The sequence below is a fragment of the Shewanella schlegeliana genome (assembly GCF_016765635.1).
Lineage (GTDB): Bacteria > Pseudomonadota > Gammaproteobacteria > Enterobacterales > Shewanellaceae > Shewanella > Shewanella schlegeliana.
In genome coordinates this window covers 187,260-205,143 of the sequence record NZ_JAESVD010000003.1, presented here as the reverse complement: position 1 = coordinate 205,143, position 17,884 = coordinate 187,260, and the positions used below count along the sequence as shown (strand labels likewise).

General features: G+C 45.9%; 18 protein-coding genes. 8 read left to right on the top strand and 10 right to left on the bottom strand.

What is annotated here, in order from left to right:
* Positions 1-76: 76 nt before the first annotated feature.
* The 4 genes from JMA39_RS06290 to crp form a co-directional block, all read right to left on the bottom strand.
* Positions 77-1,402, bottom strand: a complete 1,326-nt coding sequence (locus tag JMA39_RS06290) for an ATP-binding protein (protein WP_202720982.1) — start codon at positions 1,400-1,402, stop codon at positions 77-79.
* The gene (locus JMA39_RS06285; RefSeq protein WP_202720981.1) at positions 1,399-2,073 is read right to left on the bottom strand and encodes a response regulator transcription factor; all 675 of its coding nucleotides are present in this window, start codon (positions 2,071-2,073) and stop codon (positions 1,399-1,401) included. Before JMA39_RS06285 ends, JMA39_RS06290 begins: the two co-directional genes overlap by 4 nt.
* A 108-nt stretch (positions 2,074-2,181) precedes the next feature.
* The gene (locus tag JMA39_RS06280; protein WP_244999892.1) at positions 2,182-2,517 is read right to left on the bottom strand and encodes a PepSY domain-containing protein; all 336 of its coding nucleotides are present in this window, start codon (positions 2,515-2,517) and stop codon (positions 2,182-2,184) included.
* A gap of 83 nt (positions 2,518-2,600) precedes the next feature.
* Positions 2,601-3,236 carry a cAMP-activated global transcriptional regulator CRP gene (gene crp, locus JMA39_RS06275; RefSeq protein WP_012156707.1) on the bottom strand — a complete coding sequence of 212 codons (636 nt, stop codon included), beginning with the start codon at positions 3,234-3,236 and terminating at the stop codon, positions 2,601-2,603.
* 454 nt (positions 3,237-3,690) lie between these two features.
* Between crp and JMA39_RS06270 the strand changes: the two genes are divergently transcribed.
* Positions 3,691-4,476, top strand: a complete 786-nt coding sequence (locus JMA39_RS06270) for a tetratricopeptide repeat protein (RefSeq protein ID WP_202720980.1) — start codon at positions 3,691-3,693, stop codon at positions 4,474-4,476.
* A gap of 993 nt (positions 4,477-5,469) precedes the next feature.
* Here the strand turns inward: JMA39_RS06270 and JMA39_RS06265 are convergent.
* From JMA39_RS06265 to JMA39_RS06255, 3 genes are all read right to left on the bottom strand, one after another.
* Positions 5,470-6,357: a phosphoribulokinase gene (locus JMA39_RS06265; protein WP_202720979.1), complete on the bottom strand. Its 888-nt coding sequence runs from the start codon at positions 6,355-6,357 to the stop codon at positions 5,470-5,472.
* A gap of 130 nt (positions 6,358-6,487) precedes the next feature.
* Positions 6,488-6,742 carry a YheU family protein gene (locus tag JMA39_RS06260; RefSeq protein ID WP_202720978.1) on the bottom strand — a complete coding sequence of 85 codons (255 nt, stop codon included), beginning with the start codon at positions 6,740-6,742 and terminating at the stop codon, positions 6,488-6,490.
* On the bottom strand, positions 6,736-7,716 hold the full coding sequence (locus JMA39_RS06255; protein WP_202720977.1) for a hydrolase: 981 nt from the start codon (positions 7,714-7,716) through the stop codon (positions 6,736-6,738). Before JMA39_RS06255 ends, JMA39_RS06260 begins: the two co-directional genes overlap by 7 nt.
* Before the next feature lie 165 nt (positions 7,717-7,881).
* On the opposite strand from JMA39_RS06255, the gene JMA39_RS06250 reads away from it, so the two are divergent.
* Genes JMA39_RS06250 through JMA39_RS06240 form a run of 3 tightly spaced genes read left to right on the top strand, consistent with a single transcriptional unit; the run spans position 7,882 to position 10,458 of the window.
* A complete protein-coding gene (locus JMA39_RS06250; protein WP_202720976.1) occupies positions 7,882-8,397 on the top strand; it encodes a TAT leader-containing periplasmic protein in 516 nt (171 codons plus the stop codon).
* Entirely contained in the window at positions 8,397-8,879 is a 483-nt protein-coding gene (locus JMA39_RS06245; protein WP_202720975.1) for a hypothetical protein, read from the top strand. Before JMA39_RS06250 ends, JMA39_RS06245 begins: the two co-directional genes overlap by 1 nt.
* On the top strand, positions 8,869-10,458 hold the full coding sequence (locus JMA39_RS06240) for a GMC family oxidoreductase (RefSeq protein ID WP_202720974.1): 1,590 nt from the start codon (positions 8,869-8,871) through the stop codon (positions 10,456-10,458). Before JMA39_RS06245 ends, JMA39_RS06240 begins: the two co-directional genes overlap by 11 nt.
* Positions 10,459-10,498: 40 nt before the next feature.
* On the opposite strand, the gene JMA39_RS06235 is transcribed toward JMA39_RS06240, so the two are convergent.
* Complete coding sequence (locus JMA39_RS06235) at positions 10,499-10,969, bottom strand: TIGR02444 family protein (protein ID WP_202720973.1); 471 nt, start codon at positions 10,967-10,969, stop codon at positions 10,499-10,501.
* Between the two features lie 70 nt (positions 10,970-11,039).
* A complete protein-coding gene (locus JMA39_RS06230) occupies positions 11,040-12,950 on the bottom strand; it encodes an ABC transporter ATP-binding protein (RefSeq protein ID WP_202721294.1) in 1,911 nt (636 codons plus the stop codon).
* A 153-nt stretch (positions 12,951-13,103) separates the two neighbouring features.
* On the opposite strand from JMA39_RS06230, the gene JMA39_RS06225 reads away from it, so the two are divergent.
* Both JMA39_RS06225 and dbpA read left to right on the top strand, forming a co-directional pair.
* Positions 13,104-13,313 (top strand): YheV family putative zinc ribbon protein, encoded by a 210-nt coding sequence (locus JMA39_RS06225; protein WP_202720972.1) that lies wholly within the window; start codon positions 13,104-13,106, stop codon positions 13,311-13,313.
* 253 nt (positions 13,314-13,566) lie between these two features.
* Positions 13,567-14,976, top strand: a complete 1,410-nt coding sequence (gene dbpA / locus JMA39_RS06220; RefSeq protein ID WP_202720971.1) for an ATP-dependent RNA helicase DbpA — start codon at positions 13,567-13,569, stop codon at positions 14,974-14,976.
* Between the two features lie 186 nt (positions 14,977-15,162).
* Here the strand turns inward: dbpA and JMA39_RS06215 are convergent, their stop codons facing one another.
* On the bottom strand, positions 15,163-16,689 hold the full coding sequence (locus tag JMA39_RS06215) for a DEAD/DEAH box helicase (protein WP_202720970.1): 1,527 nt from the start codon (positions 16,687-16,689) through the stop codon (positions 15,163-15,165).
* Between the two features lie 464 nt (positions 16,690-17,153).
* Here JMA39_RS06215 and JMA39_RS06210 point away from each other — a divergent pair, with 464 nt between their 5' ends.
* Together JMA39_RS06210 and JMA39_RS06205 are read left to right on the top strand one after the other, a co-directional pair.
* Positions 17,154-17,297, top strand: coding sequence for a DUF3565 domain-containing protein (locus JMA39_RS06210; protein ID WP_308440722.1), 144 nt, complete (start codon positions 17,154-17,156; stop codon positions 17,295-17,297).
* 206 nt (positions 17,298-17,503) lie between these two features.
* Entirely contained in the window at positions 17,504-17,851 is a 348-nt protein-coding gene (locus JMA39_RS06205; protein WP_202720968.1) for a DUF3622 domain-containing protein, read from the top strand.
* Positions 17,852-17,884 lie beyond the last annotated feature (33 nt).

Here is a 17,884-nt window from a genome sequence, read left to right as displayed (position 1 = left end):
TTAGAGCTGGCACTAGTATCAAGCAATAAAAAGCCGGACTTAGTCCGGCTTTTTATTGGGCACTCAATGAGTGACTTCAAAATAGCAGGGTCACCTTAAGACCAGATAAGCTCTGGCTATGCTCAAACTTAAGCTCAATCTTGTACTGCTCGGCAATATCTTTAACGATCGATAAGCCTAAGCCGTGGCCCATGGTTGCTTCATCGAGACGTTTTCCTCTGTGGGTCAATTGTGCCAACTGTTCGGTTTCAACCCCGGGCCCATCATCTTCGATGCTTAGCTTAAGCTGCTGCTCTTGATTGCTAATACAGACTCTAATTTCAGAGCTAGCCCATTTGTAGGCGTTATCGAGCAAGTTACCCAGTAGTTCCATGCCGTCTTCTCGATGCATAGGCAATCGGGTGATACTGCTGGGTATATCGAAGCGACAATGAATCGACTTGGTGCGGTGAACCTTGTTTAAGGTCTGGGACAAATCTTCGATATCCTTTGGCAGTTGCATCTGCGCCGCTGGAAGCATGTCGCCAGTTATCCTCGCTGCTGCGAGTTTTCGCTCAATCATCTTATGCACTAAATCGAGCTGCTTCTGTAATGCCTCTGCCGACTCCGGTTCTTTTAAGTAGAGGGCTTCAACCTGCTGCTGCATCACTGCCAGAGGTGTCTTTAGGCCATGACTCAAGTTACCTAGGTTATTACGGCTGCGCTCTATCTGTTTACTGGAATAAGCGAGTAGCTCATTGTAGTTTTTGGCTAACGGCTGCAGCTCGAGCGGGATGGAGTTAAGGTCGAAGGAGGATATCTCGCCTTCACGTAACTTCGCCAAGGTATCTTTCATCTGGTGCACGGGTTTGAATGACTGACGTAGCACTAAAAAAATACCAGTGATCATTGCTAGTAGCATGGCTAAGTTGACGATGAACTTAGTGCCGTAGACCTCGGAGAATACCTTACGACCAATACTGAGATCTTGCGCTACGGTTAAGGTTGCGCCCAGCCCAGAGGTATCGGACTTTAACCCGATAGAGAGCAGCTGAATATCGTGATTCTGTGGCCCTTTAGTCTGCCAAGCTCGGGTTTCCCCCTTCTCAAGGTCGACGACTTCGAGGCGCTGATCCCACAGTGAGCGCGATCTTAGTTCTTGCTCAGGAAGATCGAGTTGATAGTAACGGCCAGAATAAACGGGTCGGTAAAAGCTAGAAAGTTGGGTTTCGTCGATGCTAAAGGTGCCGTCTTCGAGGTGGGTGGCGAGTAGTACCTGTTGTAAGTCTTCTTGTAATCTGGCGATGATCGAGTCATGGAAGGCTTGGCGCAGCATTGACTCGAAAAAGATGATCCCCACGGCAGTGGCGATCACCACTAAGCCTGTTAACCACAGGCTTAGCTTGGTACGGATTGAGATCATTGAGCTAGACCGTGGAAGATATATCCTTGTCCACGTCGCGTCTCGATGGCGGTCTTGCCAAGTTTCTTACGCAGGTGGGTCACATAAACTTCAACCACATTACTCTCTTTCTCATCGTCGAACTGATATAGCTTATCGGTGAGTTGAGCTTTAGATAACAGCTTTTTAGGCGACATCAAGAAGATCTTGAGTAGTCTAAATTCCATGGCCGTAAGCTCGAAGGTTTGTTCACCGACAGTCACCGATTGTTGCCCTTCATCTAAGGCAACACCTGCATAGGTTAACTGCTTATTAGGCGTGTTAGCCTTACCGTGTGCCCGTTGAATGAGTGCTTGAATGCGAACCAGCAGTTCCTGGGTATGGAATGGCTTACCTAGGTAATCATCGGCGCCAGAATTAAAACCTTCGACCTTCTCATGCCATTGGCTTCTTGCTGTCAGCATGATGACAGGCGTGTGGATGCCTTGTTCACGCCAGCTTTCCAGTAGTTCTAGGCCATTACCATCGGGTAGACCGATATCGAGAATGACGCAGTCATAGTTGGTTTCTTTGATTAAGTAATCAGCTTCACTGACTTTGTCTGTGGTGTCTGTAACATAGCCAGCTTGCTTAAGCTGTTTAACTAATTCTTCAACTAGTAGGGTATTGTCTTCAACAAGAAGTAATTTCATAGGGTGCTCTCAATGGTGCCTTGCACAGTGACAGGCGTTTTACAGAGTTAGCTCATGTTAACCCAAAAGTGCCACTTCAGTGCAACTGATTTGATTCTTAAGTCATTATTAAACTTTATCGGCGCTGCAACTCGCAGGCAGCTGGGCGGGTTTTGCCAGTTGACCCGTGCTGGCATCGAGCACGAGATCGACGAGCTGGCCCTTTGAGGTACGGATTTGAACTTCATAGCGCCATTGGCTCTGGTACTGATATAAGTGAGCGTCAATGAGTTTGCCATTACACATGGCTTGGATACTACTAAGAGTAACGTCGAGAGAGAGGATTTGACCGGTTTTAACTAAGGTCTGAGCTTCATAGTGCTGAACTTCAATTTTTTGATTAGCGACCGCTGCAGGCAGGTGTAGCATCGCAGCCATAAGGCATAGATATAATGCTAGTTTCACACTGAACTCCTAATAAAAAAAATGGCCTGAGATAATCTCAGACCACTTTATAGAAGCTGTCTTAAACCGAGCTTAATACTGGCTTATCGTGTTCCGTAAACCACGATAGTTTTGCCGTGTGCTTGGATAAGATTTTGTTCTTCAAGCATTTTCAAGATACGACCTACAGTCTCACGAGAACAACCAACGATTTGGCCAATCTCTTGACGAGTGATCTTGATCTGCATGCCATCAGGATGGGTCATCGCATCAGGCTGCTTGGCAAGATGAAGCAAGGTTTGTGCAATTCTTCCTGCAACATCAAGGAAAGCAAGATCGCCTACTTTCTGGCTTGTGCTGTGCAGACGGTAAGCCATCTGAGATGAAAGCTTCATCAAGATTTCAGGGTTCACTTGAATTAACTGCTTGAACTTCTTGTAAGAAATTTCTGCAATTTCACAAGCTTGCTTAGCACGAACCCATGCCGTACGTTCTGCTTGTTCTTCAAATAAACCTAGCTCACCGATAAAGTCGCCCTGATTCAGGTAAGAAAGAATCATCTCTTTACCTTCTTCATCTTTAATCAAGACGGCAACAGAGCCTTTTACTATGTAGTAAAGTGTATCTGAATCTTCACCAGCGTGGATCAAAGTACTTTTGGCTGGATATTTATGAATGTGACAGTGTGATAAAAACCATTCCAAAGTAGGATCTGGTTTTGGCTTTCCAATCAGAGCCATGCCTATGTTCCTCGGCTGATTACATTATGAAAGTAAGAATATGCTAATAAAGCATCTTACGTCAATTAAGCTATTAAAACCTTGATAGAAGTCTTAGTTTAGACTTACCCACTCAAAGCCACCTAGCCATTTAGATATACGTATTCTGATACATTAGTGATATATGTCAACTGAATCCGCAGCTAAGACGAATAGTTGAGTTAACTATTAGGCTTATATCACATCTTGTTACAATCATTTTCGACTTGGATATGAGGCGGATTAGATTTATTCGTGTATACAATATTCTTAATTGCCAAATTCCACAAGGTGAATAATTCTCATTAGTAATTCCGTGCTATTTGCACTCGACATTTTAGTCAATTTCTGGCTAACTTGAGGAAGAATAATATTAAAGAGACGGTTAATTATTGTCTTATTTATAGTCTTTTTTAGTGAGTTGTAGGAGTCTATCGTGAATTGCAGACCTTGGATTTTAAATACTGTGGTGGTCTTTTTTTTAGCCGTTAGTTCTGGGGCTAATGCGTTCTCGATTCCGCAGCCTCAAGGTTCCGAAGAGGCCAGCCGTTTAGTACACATTCAACTTAAAGCAACCCAGGGTGACAAAGATGCACAATATCTGTTGGGTTTAATGTACTTATCTGGTCGTTTTGTCGCACAAGATAGAGACTTAGGTTTGCAGTGGCTCACCGATGCAGCCCAGCTTGGACATGTAAAAGCACAGCAAACCATCGCCGATTTAGCATTTGAAGGTAGCCTAATCGAACGCGATCTTTCGACTGCCGAGCAGTGGTATAGCGAGTTAAGCAAGCAAGGAAATAAATGGGCCAATTTTAGACTGGGTTTTATTTATGCAGCGGGTGGTCAAGGTGTTGAGCGTAATTGCGGTAAAGCGGTCGAACAGTTTAATGCTGTTGGCGATATGATTTCGCTTGGCAATGTGGCTTGGATTCTCGCGACTTGTCCTGAAGCGCAATACCGTAATGGTAATAAAGCACTCGAATTATCATTGGCGCTGCTTGAGTCAAATGAGCAAGACCCGACAAACTTAGATAACCTTGCTGCCGCTTATGCCGAAATTGGTGATTTCACTGCCGCTATCTCGACTCAGCAAAAAGCCATTAAGGCATTAAATCTAAGCAAAGATCAAAGTAAAACAGTAGAGTTTAAACAGCGTCTTAAGAGCTATCAAAACTATGAACCCTACCGTGAAGTCTTGCCACTCACCAACAACCCATAATGAGATGTTAATATGATGGTAGCGAGGATGGTAGCGAGATAGTAATGCCAGTCTGAGTCGATACGCTAATAACAGCAATAAAGCTAACAAAGAAGCTCCTAATTTTAGGGGCTTTTTTTGTACCTGATATATGAAGCTAGCCTGTCTCTTACTTTTAAGGTTTCAAAACTTTGCAGGTGAGGGCAGTTATCAGTCCCAAGAAGACAAACAGAGCAAGCATGACGGTGGAATTTACTTTTCTAGAGCTTTAATAAGGAGTCAGTTAACAGTCCCAAGGAACAGACAGAGCAAGCGTGGAAGTGGAATTTACTTTTAAAGGTCAGTCAGCGCTTCCAAGAGGATAAACAGAGCAAGCATGAATGTGGAATTTACTTTTAATAATGAGAGGTTAGTTAACAGTCTTAAGGAGCAGACTTAGCAAGCATTGAAGTGGAATTTACTTTTAAAGGTCAGTCAGCGCTTCCAAGAGGATAAACAGAGCAAGCATGGATGTGGAATTTACTTTTAAAGGTCAGTTAACAGTCCCAAGAAGACAAACAGAGCAAGCATGGATGTGGAATTTACTTTTAAAGGTCAGTCAGCGCTTCCAAGAGGATAAACAGAGCAAGCGTGGATGTGGAATTTACTTTTAAAGGTCAGTTAACAGTCCCAAGAAGACAAACAGATCAAGCATGGATGTGGAATTTACTTTTAAAGGTCAGTCAGCGCTTCCAAGAGGATAAACAGAGCAAGCGTGGATGTGGAATTTACTTTTAAAGGTCAGTCAGCGCTTCCAAGAGGACAAACAGAGCAAGCATGGATGTGGAATTTACTTTTCTGGAGCTTTAATAAGGAGAGGTCAGTTAACAGTCCCAAGAAGACAAACAGATCAAGATGGGGGAATTTACCTCCAAGGGACCGCTAACTTATCGTTCTTTCGCCTGAAATCCCGATAAGCAGCAGTCTACATAAGCTGGCTTAAACTAATCTTAATAAGCTATGAGTTAGTAAAGGTTACCCGCCCTCTTGAGCAATAAGCTGTTGGCGTTTATCCATCAGGTCTTTTACAAGCGGGGTTAAAATGAGCTCCATTGCTAGGGACATCTTGCCACCGGGCACCACTAAGGTATGCATGCGTGACATAAATGAGCCTTGGATCATTTTTAAGTAATAAGGGAAATCGACATTTTTCATACCGCGAAAACGGATCACCACAAAACTTTCATCTGAGGTTGGAATGCTTTTAGCGCTAAATGGATTTGAGGTGTCTACTGTCGGGACACGCTGGAAGTTAATATGAGTGCGTGAAAACTGTGGCGTCATATGGTTAATATAATCATCCATACTGCGCACAATTGAATCCATCACCTTCTCACGACTATGGCCGCGCTCCGAGGTGTCACGGATAATCTTTTGGATCCACTCTAGGTTAACAATGGGCACCATGCCGATAAGCAGATCCACATGCTGAGCCACGTCACAGTCATCGGTGACAACACCACCATGAAGGCCCTCGTAATAGAGCATATCGGTATTTTCAGGAAGTGGGTGCCATTGGGTAAAGGTGCCAGGCATCTGGTTAAAGGGCACTGCTTCATCGAAGGTGTGTAAATAGGCGCGAGTCTCACCTTGCCCTGTATTGCTATAATCGCTAAAACACTGCTCAAGACGATTAAAGTCATTCGCTTCTGGACCGAAATAGCTAATATTTCGATTCTCGGTCTTCTCTTTACGGATCATTACCGCCATTTCTGGGCGAGTGAAATGATGAAAGCTATCGCCTTCCACAATCGCGGCATTAATGCCGAGTTGCCTAAAGATATGATTGAATGCCGTTGTCGTTGTCGTCGTGCCTGCACCAGAGGAGCCAGTTACTGCAATAATCGGATGTTTCGCTGACATTTTTTTACCCAAAATATAGATAGTTAACTATCACCTGTACACTAGCCTAATTGGCTAACTTTAGTGACTCAGGTAAGCAGATTGCGGTTCAGTATCTTAAGTTATACGGATTCGCTTCGCTTAGGTCAATTTAATCGTATTCACTCTCTTGGTAGACGATATCTTCTTTGCGTCTGATGCCGATAGACTCCTCTTCTTCGTTATACTCAACCACCAATAGCCCTTGCTTGAGTGCGGCTCTGCACTGAGTGATTGCTCTATCCATACTGTGCTCGCCATCGCCTGAAAAACTGCCATCTTCGACTTGGCTGATAAGATACTCTTTAATGAGATTGTCAAACGTTTCGCTAGGTAACTGGGTTAAAGACTCATAAGGCACTAACATGCTGATGTTTCCAGTGAGGTTAAAAAATTTAATACACGTTTTTCGAGATAATACTGCGGACGCCAAGGACTACCACCATCAATAAAGCCTACGTGACCACCATTATCGTGCAGTTCGTACTGCACTTGATCCGATAGTTGCGCCTTGGATGGGATCACCGCATGAGTCATAAAGGGATCATCTTTAGCGTGAATGACTAAGGTTGGCTTAGTGATCTGACGTAAGTATGGCAAGCCACTGGCGCGAGTATAGTAGTCATCGACATCGGTAAAGCCATGTAACGGCGCGGTAATTTTATCATCGAAGGCATAGAAGGTGTTTAGCTGCTTAATATCAGTTTTATTTATTGGCATTAAGGGTTGTAGTTCAGGCTTGGCGATTTTACCGCGCATCTTCTCTTGTAACTGTTTAATCAGATAGCTTTGGTAAACTTTCGAGAAACCTTTCTCAAGTCTATTGGCGCAGGAGCCTAGCTGCAGTGGCGCCGAGATGGCAACACCTCTGTCAATAAGGCTGTCATCTTGTTGCTCGCCCTGATACTTAACCAACACATTGCCACCTAAGCTATATCCCGCTGCAAGTAAGCGGCTGCTAGGGTACTGAGTCTTTAAGTGGCTCAAGCTGGTTTGTAGATCTTGAGTATCGCCGCTGTGATAGCCTCTAACCAGACGGTTGAGTTCACCAGAACAGCTGCGGTGATGATGTACCACTGCGCACAGTTCTAACGCCTTACAGGCCGCTAACATACGGCGTGCATAATGGGATTGTGCACTCCCCTCTAAGCCGTGAATGATTACCAGTATCGGCTGGTGCTCCTTAGGGGAACCTTGCCAGTCGAGATCGATAAAGTCACCATCACTAAGCTCTAATCGTTCGCGTCTAAGTTGTGGTTTGTCCACTTTGGTTAGCACGGGTAGGATCGTTTGAATGTGGGGATTTTTAGCCCACCAAGGGGGAGAAAATAACTGGCTCATAATAATTGGCTATTGCTGAAAATTAAAACGTATGTTTAATTGTTATTGTCTGCAGAGTGTAACACAGATTTTGTACAGGTATTTTTATTCGCTTTATCTGCAGCGGTAAGCGCTAGGGCTGTGCAGTTTACCGCCATGAATTAATAATAAGAATGAGAGGACTCGATGGAGCGACGGACTTTTATCACAACCGCATTAGCAGGTACTGCTTGCTTAGCACTGGGAGTTAATTATTACTCGTCAGATTATGTTGGCGTGAATAAAGAACTCGATGACAAGCATCGCCTGTTATTTAGTGTGCTAGTGCCAGTCTTTCTCGATGGTGCACTGCCCGATGTTGCGGCGCTTAAACGCGATGCGGTAAATCGAACCTTAGATTCCATCGAGCACACTATTTCTCTTCTTCCTCAAGATAGCTTTGATGAACTCGAGCAGTTGCTGGAGATGCTAGAGGGGCGACTTGGCTTATTAATTTTAACTGGCAGCATGACGCCTTTGATGATGCGCAAACAGCCAGAGCTGATTGAGATGCTGCAAAGTTGGCGTACGAGCTATATGGATATGATGGTGACCGCCTATCAGGGACTGCGGGAGTTGGTGATGGCCAGCTACTACTCTAGTCCTGAGCACTGGAGCCGATTGCATTATGCAAAGCCGACGTTCTTGGAGAATATGAAGTGATGCAATTAGTTAATGACCCGTTTAGCTCCGAGCACACTAACCCCGAGCATAGCAGCCGACAGCATTACGGCAAACCAAGTTCTGACGTTCTTGGAGAATATGAAGTGATGCAATTAGTTAATGACCCGTTTAGCTCCGAGCACACTAACCCCGAGCATAGCAGCCGACAGCATTACGGCAAACCAAGTTCTGACGTTCTTGGAGAATATGAAGTGATGCAATTAGTTAATGACCCGTTTAGCTCCGAGCACACTAACCCCGAGCATAGCAGCCGACAGCATTACGGCAAACCAAGTTCTGACGTTCTTGGAGAATATGAAGTGATGCAATTAGTTAATGACCCGTTTAGCCCCGAGCACACTAACCCCGAGCATAGCAGCCGACTGCATTACGGCAAATCAAGTTCCTACGTTTCTAGAGGTGATGGCATGGGGCACGTTAAAACTCATTTGCAGGGGAAGGGAATCGTTTATGGCTATTGAAGATCCTATCGTAACAGGACTCGATTCCGGCTGGAGTCATATTAATGCCGCTAAACTCACCGAAAGCCAAACCTTAGAGGCCGATGTGGTGATTGTCGGCAGTGGTGCGGGCGGCGGCGTGGCGGCAGAAATTCTCACCGAAGCAGGTTTGTCGGTGATCATCGTGGAAGGCGGTCAGCTTAAATCATCGAAAGACTTTGTGATGGAGGAGCGAGTTGCCTATCCCGACCTTTACCAGCAAGCGGCTGGAATGAAGACCACAGATAAGGCGATCGGTATTTTTCAGGGGCGCGCTGTAGGGGGATCCACAACCGTTAACTGGACGACCTCTATTCGTACTCCAGAGCCTGCACTGGATTATTGGGCTCAGGCTAAATCTGTTAAGGGGCTATCTCGTATCGAACTCGACCCTTGGTTTGAGAAGATGGAGCATCGGCTGAATATCAGTAAGTGGGCTTACGAGCCCAATCGTAATAATCAGGCATTAAAGCACGGCTGCGAGAAGCTAGGTTGGCAATACACTGTCATTAAGCGCAATGTGTTGGGCTGCTGGAATACAGGTTATTGCGGTATGGGCTGTCCGGTCAATGCTAAGCAATCCATGTTGGTCACCACAATCCCTGCGGCGCTGGAGCGTGGTGCGACACTGGTGAGTCAGGCGCAAGTCATCAAGATTGAGCATCATAATGACAAGATTTTTGCGCTGAAGGCCCAAGCTGTCGATAAGAATATGAAGCCGCTACCGGTCGAGCTGATGTTTAAGGCGAAGCATTATATTTTGGCGGCGGGGGCGATTCATACTCCGACGCTCATGCTGCGCTCTCAACTTCCAGATCCCTATGAGATTATAGGTAAGCGTACTTTCCTGCATCCCACTCTTTTGAGCGGTGCGGTGTTCAGCGATCCGGTTAATGGTCATAGTGGTGCGCCGCAGTCTATCTATTCTGATGAATTCGTCTGGCAAAATGGCGCCGATGGTGAGCTTGGTTTTAAGCTTGAAGTCCCGCCGATTCATCCGATTTTGATCGCCTCTAAAACCTTAGGTTATGGTCAAAGCCATGCCCAGCTGATGGAAAAATTTAATCAACTACAAGTCACTATCGCGTTAGTGAGAGACGGTTTCCATGACAATAGCCAAGGGGGACAGGTTAAACTGACCGATCATGGCTTCACACTCGATTACCCGCTAACCGATGCGTTTTGGCGAGCGGCAAGGCGTGCGTTTGCCAGTATGGCAGAGCTGCAATTTGCAGCTGGAGCAAAGCAAGTATTACCTATCAGCGAGGGCATGCCCTATCTATCGAGCTGGAATGAGGCCAAAAAGACAATCAGTGAGATGGACTTGGCACCTCTGAAAACCGTAGTGGCATCGGCTCATGTGATGGGGGGCTGCCCTATGGGAGAAGACCCTAAATTATCGATGGTGAATAGTTTCGGCGAGTCACACTATTTCGACAACCTATCTGTGATGGATGGCTCGATATTCCCAACGAGTCTGGGAGCTAATCCGCAGCTATCTATCTATGGTATTACCGCAAGAAACGCGACTCGGTTAGCTGAGAAACTTAAAGTCGGCTAACCGTTTTGATCATGATAGAAGCGAGCTATGGCTCGCTTTTTTATTGTGAATCTTGGCTGTGTAATGAGGGATAATCGCGGCTATCGAGGTCAAACAGGGCTAAATAGTGGCTGAGGTTACCGCAGTTGCTATTCGTGGTATCCGTTTGTTGTTTAACTTGCATCGATTGCAGCGCCTTTAAAATTATCGCCTGAGATTTTCGCTCTAGCATCAGCTCAAGCTTTAACATCTGTTGGTATTCATCCGTTTCAAGCAGGACCTTACTTCGACGCCTGAACTGCCTGTAGGGCAGTAACAGTTTTTCTTCCCAATTTCGTGAGTCTTGCTGTAGCTCATGCCATTGCGGCTTGGGGAGTATGTAGTGATGTTTATCGAGCCATAAGGCTAATAGTAACAAATTGACATTGAGCTGGTGGTTATCCTGTAACTGTAAGCATAGAGTTCGATGCTCCATATAGAGGGCATCGCAATCAAGCCATAAGCTGTGGTCAATAGGGCTGGACAATGTCATCGAGGCGAACCTTATGTTTTTGTAAGGAGGGTAACAAAAAGGGGAGCCATGCTCCCCTTGTATTGATATCTTAGATTTCGGCGCGAACACCCTGTTCAATGCTTTCGATCTCTTCTTGGATCTCAAGCCACTCCATTTCGCTTTCTTCCAGACCCTGAGTTAAAGCGGTTCTGTCTGCTAATACTTGAGTAAGCTTGGTCTTGTTATCGGCATCATAAAGGCTAGTATCGGCCAACATCTCTTCCAGTTCCTTTAAGCGGTCATTAGCTTTTTGCTGCTCTTTCTCAAGTTTTGTCTGTATCTTCTTCAGTGGTGACAGCTTCTGTCTCAATTCCGCTTCTAAGCGTTTCTGTAGCTTCTTGTCTTGAGCGGGCTTGTCAGCCTCAGTCTCATCCGACTTACCTGCTGCCTTAGCTGCATCGAGTAGCCACTGATGGTAATCATCGAGATCACCATCGAAGCTTTTTACTTCGCCTTGGTCGACAAGGTAGTAATCACTACAACTTAGACGCAATAGATGCCTATCGTGCGAGACGATAATCATCGCACCTTCGAAGGTTTGCAGTGCCATGGTTAACGCATGGCGCATCTCTAAGTCTAAGTGGTTGGTTGGTTCATCGAGTAGCAATAGGTTAGGGCGTTGCCATACCAGTAGAGCCAACACTAAGCGGGCCTTTTCACCACCGGAGAAGGGACGCACTGGTGCTAATGCCATATCACCATTAAAACCATAACCGCCCAGGAAGTTACGTAGTTCCTGCTCCTTAGCATTAGGCGCGAGGCGCACTAAATGCTGCAGTGGCGAGTCATCTAAACTTAAAAACTCCAGCTGATGCTGGGCAAAGTAACCGATGTTTAAGCCTGGGTTGGTCTCATATTTACCTTTCATTGGCGAAAGCTCGCCGGAAAGCAGCTTCACTAAAGTCGACTTACCAGCGCCATTGCGGCCAAGCAAACCGATGCGAGCACCCGGTACTAAGTTTAGGTGCACCTTCTTAAGGATTTCAGTTTCTCCGTAACCGATAGAAACTTGATCCATGGTTACCAGTGGGTTTGGCAGCGCCTCCGGCTCTCTAAAAGCCATGTGGAATGGACTATCTGCCTGCGATGGCAGTAGCTCAGCCATACGTTCTAACGCTTTTAAACGACTCTGGGCTTGTTTCGCCTTACTGGCTTTATAGCGGAAGCGGTCGACAAAAGATTGCATATGAGCACGCTCTTTCTGCTGACGCTCAAATGCCACCTGTTGCTGGGCCATACGTTCAGCGCGGACACGCTCAAAAGAGGTGTAGTTGCCTTTGTAGTAGTTCAGCTTAGTATTTTCAACGTGAACAATTTCATCGACGATGCCATCGATAAAGTCACGGTCGTGACTGATAAGAATTAGCGTGCCTTGATAGGCTTTAATCCAACCTTCTAACCAGTACATGGTGTCTAAGTCTAAGTGGTTGGTTGGCTCATCGAGTAGTAGTAGATCAGAGCGGCACAACAGGGCCTGAGCCAAGTTGAGGCGCATGCGCCAACCACCAGAGAAACTCTTCACCGGATTGCGCTGCTCTTGCTCGCTAAAACCTAGACCCGCCAATAGGCTTGCAGCTCTAGAGTGGATAGCATAGCCGCCAATAGCATCTATTTTACCGTGAAGCAGGGCAATTTTGTGGCCATCATCGGCCTCTTGGGCTGCGTGTAGCTGTGCCTCAAGCTCGCGGTACTCGGTATCACCATCAATCACATATTCGATTGCCGCAACTTCAAGGGCGGGAGTTTCCTGCGCGACGGTAGCAATTTGCCAGCCGCTAGGCAGGCTAAACTCGCCTTTATCTAGACTAATCTTGCCCATAATCAGCGCTAGTAGTGACGATTTTCCGCTACCGTTGGCACCGACTAGACCGACCTTATGGCCTGGATAGACAGTTAATGAAGTTTCATCGAGCAAGGTTTTCGAGCCACGAATGAGTTGAGCTTGAGTGATGGTGATCATTGAAGTCGGCTTAAAGTCTAAGTTAGCGCAAATATTGGGGAGAGATAATAGCCTAGAAGTCATAGCAACATCTACGCCGCATCGGGGAAAAATACGGTTATAGCGCAGCTTTTATGGCAAAATGTTCACCAGATATAGACAGGAATTAAAATCATGACAACAACGACTAAAAAAGTGAGAAAACGTTTCGTGGCTGGTGCTAAGTGTCCTAAGTGCCAGGCTAAAGAGTCTATCGTGCTATTTAAAGAAAATGGTGTTGAGACTGTAGAGTGCGTCGACTGTGACTATCGTGAACAACAGACCGAAGAAAAAGTGGCTAAGAAGGCCACTGGCGCAGTGATTGGGGTATTTAGCCCTGAATAACTCGACACACAGTTAAACACCATGGTTAGGCTGCTATTATTCATTCGACATGCTGCAACTAGAGCAATAGCTGTTACAATAGCGGGCTATAATTTATAGCGATAGAAAACGACAACTTTTGCTCCTATGATTTTGGAGCCTTGTCACTAAATGATTTAATCACTGCAAAGCGCGATTTGATGAGCCTTGATGAGGTATCGAGTCTTAGGAGAGCGAGCTCCCTTATGAGCAGTGAATACTTAGGAAAGATACTTTGACTCAATCAGTCCCGAATACCGATGGCCAAGCGCCGTTTTCAAGTCTTAACCTTAAGACTGAATTACTCGATAACCTAAAAACTATGGGTTATGAGTCGATGACCCCGATTCAAGCACAAAGCTTGCCTGCGATCCTGAATGGCGAAGATGTGATTGGCCAAGGTAAAACGGGTAGCGGTAAGACAGCAGCTTTTGGTTTGGGTTTACTACACAAATTAGACGTTAAGCGTTTTCGCATTCAATCTTTAGTTTTATGCCCAACCCGTGAGCTTGCCGATCAGGTCGCGAAAGAGATCCGTACACTTGCTCGTGGCATTCATAATATTAAAGTACTGACCCTTTGTGGTGGCGTGCCAATGGGACCTCAAATTGGTTCGTTAGAGCATGGTGCGCATATTATTGTTGGTACACCTGGGCGTATTATCGATCATTTAGATCGCGGCCGTTTAGATTTAGAAAACGTCCATACCTTAGTGCTTGATGAAGCCGACCGTATGCTAGAGATGGGCTTTCAAGTCGAGCTTGAAGGCATCATGGAACGTATGCCGGTTGAGCGTCAAACTCTGCTATTTAGCGCGACTTTCCCTGAGCAGATCCAGTCGATTGCCGACAAAATCATGTTCAAGCCTGTGATGGTTAAAGTGGCTTCGACTCACGCAACAAGCACCATTGAACAGCACTTTTATGAGGTGGGTAATAACAACGATCGCATGCGTGCGCTGAAGTTATTGTTACTGCAGTACCGCCCAGAGAGCGCCGTCGTATTTTGTAACACTAAGCGTGAAACCAAAGATGTTGCGGCGCAATTGAAGAATGATGGCTTTAGCGTTGTAGCTCTACACGGTGATTTAGAGCAGCGCGATAGAGACCAGACTCTGCTGCAGTTTGCCAACAAGAGTGTGTCTATCATGGTGGCAACCGATGTTGCAGCTCGTGGTCTTGATATCGATGCCCTCGATGCGGTGATCAACTATCATGTGGCTTACGACACTGAAGTACACATTCACCGTATTGGTCGTACTGGCCGTGCGGGCAGTAAAGGTTCGGCGCACACTTTCTATAACCATGAAGACGGCTATAAGATTGCACTGCTTGAAGATTATCTTGAGCGCGATATTGTGAACGAAGCACTGCCACCAGAGAACCTTTTAGATACTTTCCCGGTTCAACCTGTGATGATCACATTGCAAATTGATGGTGGTAAGAAGCAGAAGTTACGTCCTGGCGATATCTTAGGTGCACTAACTGGTGAGAACGGTATTGAAGGTAGCGAAGTCGGTAAGATTAAAATCACCGATATGCGCTCTTATGTGGCGGTTAACCGTAAAGTGGCTAAAAAGGCACTGCATAAAATAGTTAACGGCAAACTAAAAGGCCGTTCATACCGAGCTTGGGAAATGCGTTAAGCGCATATTCTTCGTTATTGGAGTGAGTCTACACATTTGATTCACTCAGGTAACGGCAATGATAAGCCATAAAAAAAGCAGCGTATAAACGCTGCTTTTTTTGTGCCTGGAGCACTTATGCCAAGGCCATGGATGGATAGTCTTGGTATTTGTGCCTGGAGCACTTATGCCAAGACCCATGGATGGCTAGCTATTTTGGCTTGGCTTATTTGCACTGCGGTTGGCGTTGCCGCTTCTGTTAGCGTTAGGGCGACGCTGGCCAGATGGCTTACCTTGAGTTGAAGCTGAGTTGCCATTAGCATTATTAGGTCTGCGTGGACGTCTAGGTTTGCTTGGTTGTGAATCAGAGCTTGGCTGGTGGCCACGAGCCATTTCGCCGCTACGCTGACCATCTTTGTGCTCGACTTTTGCACCTGTGTTTTCACCATGACCTTGGCGACGTGGATTTGGCGATTTGTTGCTAGCACCACCCGAGTTAGGGCTTCGCGAACGGCCATTACCACGACCTTGATTACCGCTATTGCGCGGGCCTCTGTTTTGGCCATGAGACTTACCCGTTAGGTCAGTATCAGGTAGGTGATAAGTGGGTTCAAAACCTTCAATTACGCGGCGCTCTAGGTTCTGCTTAATCAGTAACTCAATGTCACGCAATAGTTTAATTTCTTCATCGCCAACAAGTGATACAGCATGACCCGATGCGCCAGCACGACCAGTTCGGCCGATACGATGCACGTAATCTTCCGGTACGTTTGGTAGATCGAAGTTCACTACTTGAGGTAGCTGGTCGATATCCAGACCTCGGGCGGCAATATCGGTTGCCACAAGTACGCGAATTGCACCGCTCTTAAAGTCGGCTAAGGCTTTGGTTCTTGCGCCTTGGCTCTTGTTACCGTGAATAGCTGCCGCGGTAATGTCTTTTGCTTCAAGATTTTTAGCCAGACGGTTTGCACCGTGCTTGGTACGGCTAAATACCAATACCTGCTTCCAGTTATTCTGCTTGATAAGTTTTACCAAGACAGCGGCCTTTTGACCCTTATCAACTGGACAGATCCATTGCTGAACCGTGTTAGCGGTTGCGTTACGTGGCGTAACCGATATCTCAACTGGATTATTAACCAAGCCTTTAGCAAGTTGACGAATGTCATCAGAGAAAGTTGCCGAGAACATCAAGTTTTGACGCTTTGCAGGCAAAATAGCTAAGATTTTTTTGATGTCATGAATGAAACCCATATCCAGCATACGGTCGGCTTCATCAAGCACTAACACTTCAAGCTGGCTAAAGCTCAAAGCACGTTGGTTATAAAGGTCGAGTAGACGACCCGGTGTCGCAACTAAGATATCAACACCGCGATTAAGTTTAGTGATCTGTGGGCCAATGCCGACACCACCAAATACCACTGCTGATTTTAACGGTAAGTTTTTACCGTAGGTTTCAACGCTTTCACCTACCTGCGCCGCAAGTTCGCGAGTCGGTGTCAGTACCAATGCACGCACCTGTTTTGCTGGCGCCTTAGTGCCTTTTGAAAGTAGCTCTAGCAGTGGCAGAGTAAAGCCTGCAGTTTTACCTGTACCAGTCTGCGCGGCGGCCATCACGTCTTTACCTTCAAGTACGGCAGGAATTGCTTGCGCTTGAATAGGTGAAGGAGTGTCATAACCTTTATTGGCAACGGCTTTCAAAATTTGGGCTGATAGGCCCAGAGAGGCAAAACTCATAGATAGGTCTCATTTCGGCTGCGAAATAGGCGTTAAAGTGCGACTGGCAGCGGTTTAAGGGGGCCTGCGGATGCTGGCGGCCGTGCAGCTTACAGGATCTGCTTAAAAAGCGCTAATTATTAAACAATCAGCGGCTAAATAATCAGGCTGTCCTATAACTCGTCTCTTCCATTGAGTATGGCAGCTAATCGAGCTTGTGCTATTGGGGCGGATTGATAACCGTTACGCACTGAAATTGATTAATTTTGAAAAAAAACATCGATTGTGTGATTTTTGGGCGATTAAAAGATGTTGTATCAGCGCTGCATGTGTTAATCTCGCGCCCCTGAAAGTTCATCGACCGATTTTCACCAGCAAAATCTAGGTAACTAATATATTACCTATATACCTAATTCGGCGGTTTTGTCATGCTGCAGCCTATCGTGAGTTATCATAAAGATGATGAAGACCATTGGGTTGCCAATTTGTCTTGCGGTCATACTCAGCATGTTCGCCATCGTCCTCCCTGGGAGCGGCGAGATTGGGTGACTCATCTTGAGGGCAGAAATGCCATGCTGGGTTATAAGCTGAATTGTAAGCTGTGTGAATTAGACTCGGAAATGGAATAAACCTCGTGGCAATGAAAGGTGATCATTGGTGACGTGGTTGATAAACAGAATTATGAACGCGAGAGTGATACTTAGGGTGTTGGTCTTGCGTATTGATTGAGCTTAGCTATAACTATATCGGATTGGCTTTCCTCCTTTGGCGGCCTTCTGAAAGTGCATAGCCTGCTTAGCTCAAGTATTAGAATTATTGTTAGGATAAAAGTAACATGACACAAACTAAGAAGTATGATTTTCGCGTAGTTGCAGATGGCGCGACTTGGACCGGTCAGATCACTCGTCGCCAAACGGCACGTAAGATCGTGGTATCTAAGAGCAAGAAAGGTTTTGCCACTGAAGCTGAAGCGCAAGCTTGGGGCGAGACTGAGCTTAAGTCATTCTTAGAGAACTTAATTAAGCGTAACGAGCGCAAGGCTAAGGCACGTGAAGAGCGTAACGAAGCTGCTGACGCTAAAGAGCTTGCCGCTGACGCGTGGCGCAATGCACGTGAATCTTCAGAATCAAGCCGTGACTTTGATGAAGATAATCTAGACTACGAGTCTGATTCAGAGCGTTAATTTCGTTTTCAAAGCGATTTGAAAATCAATTTA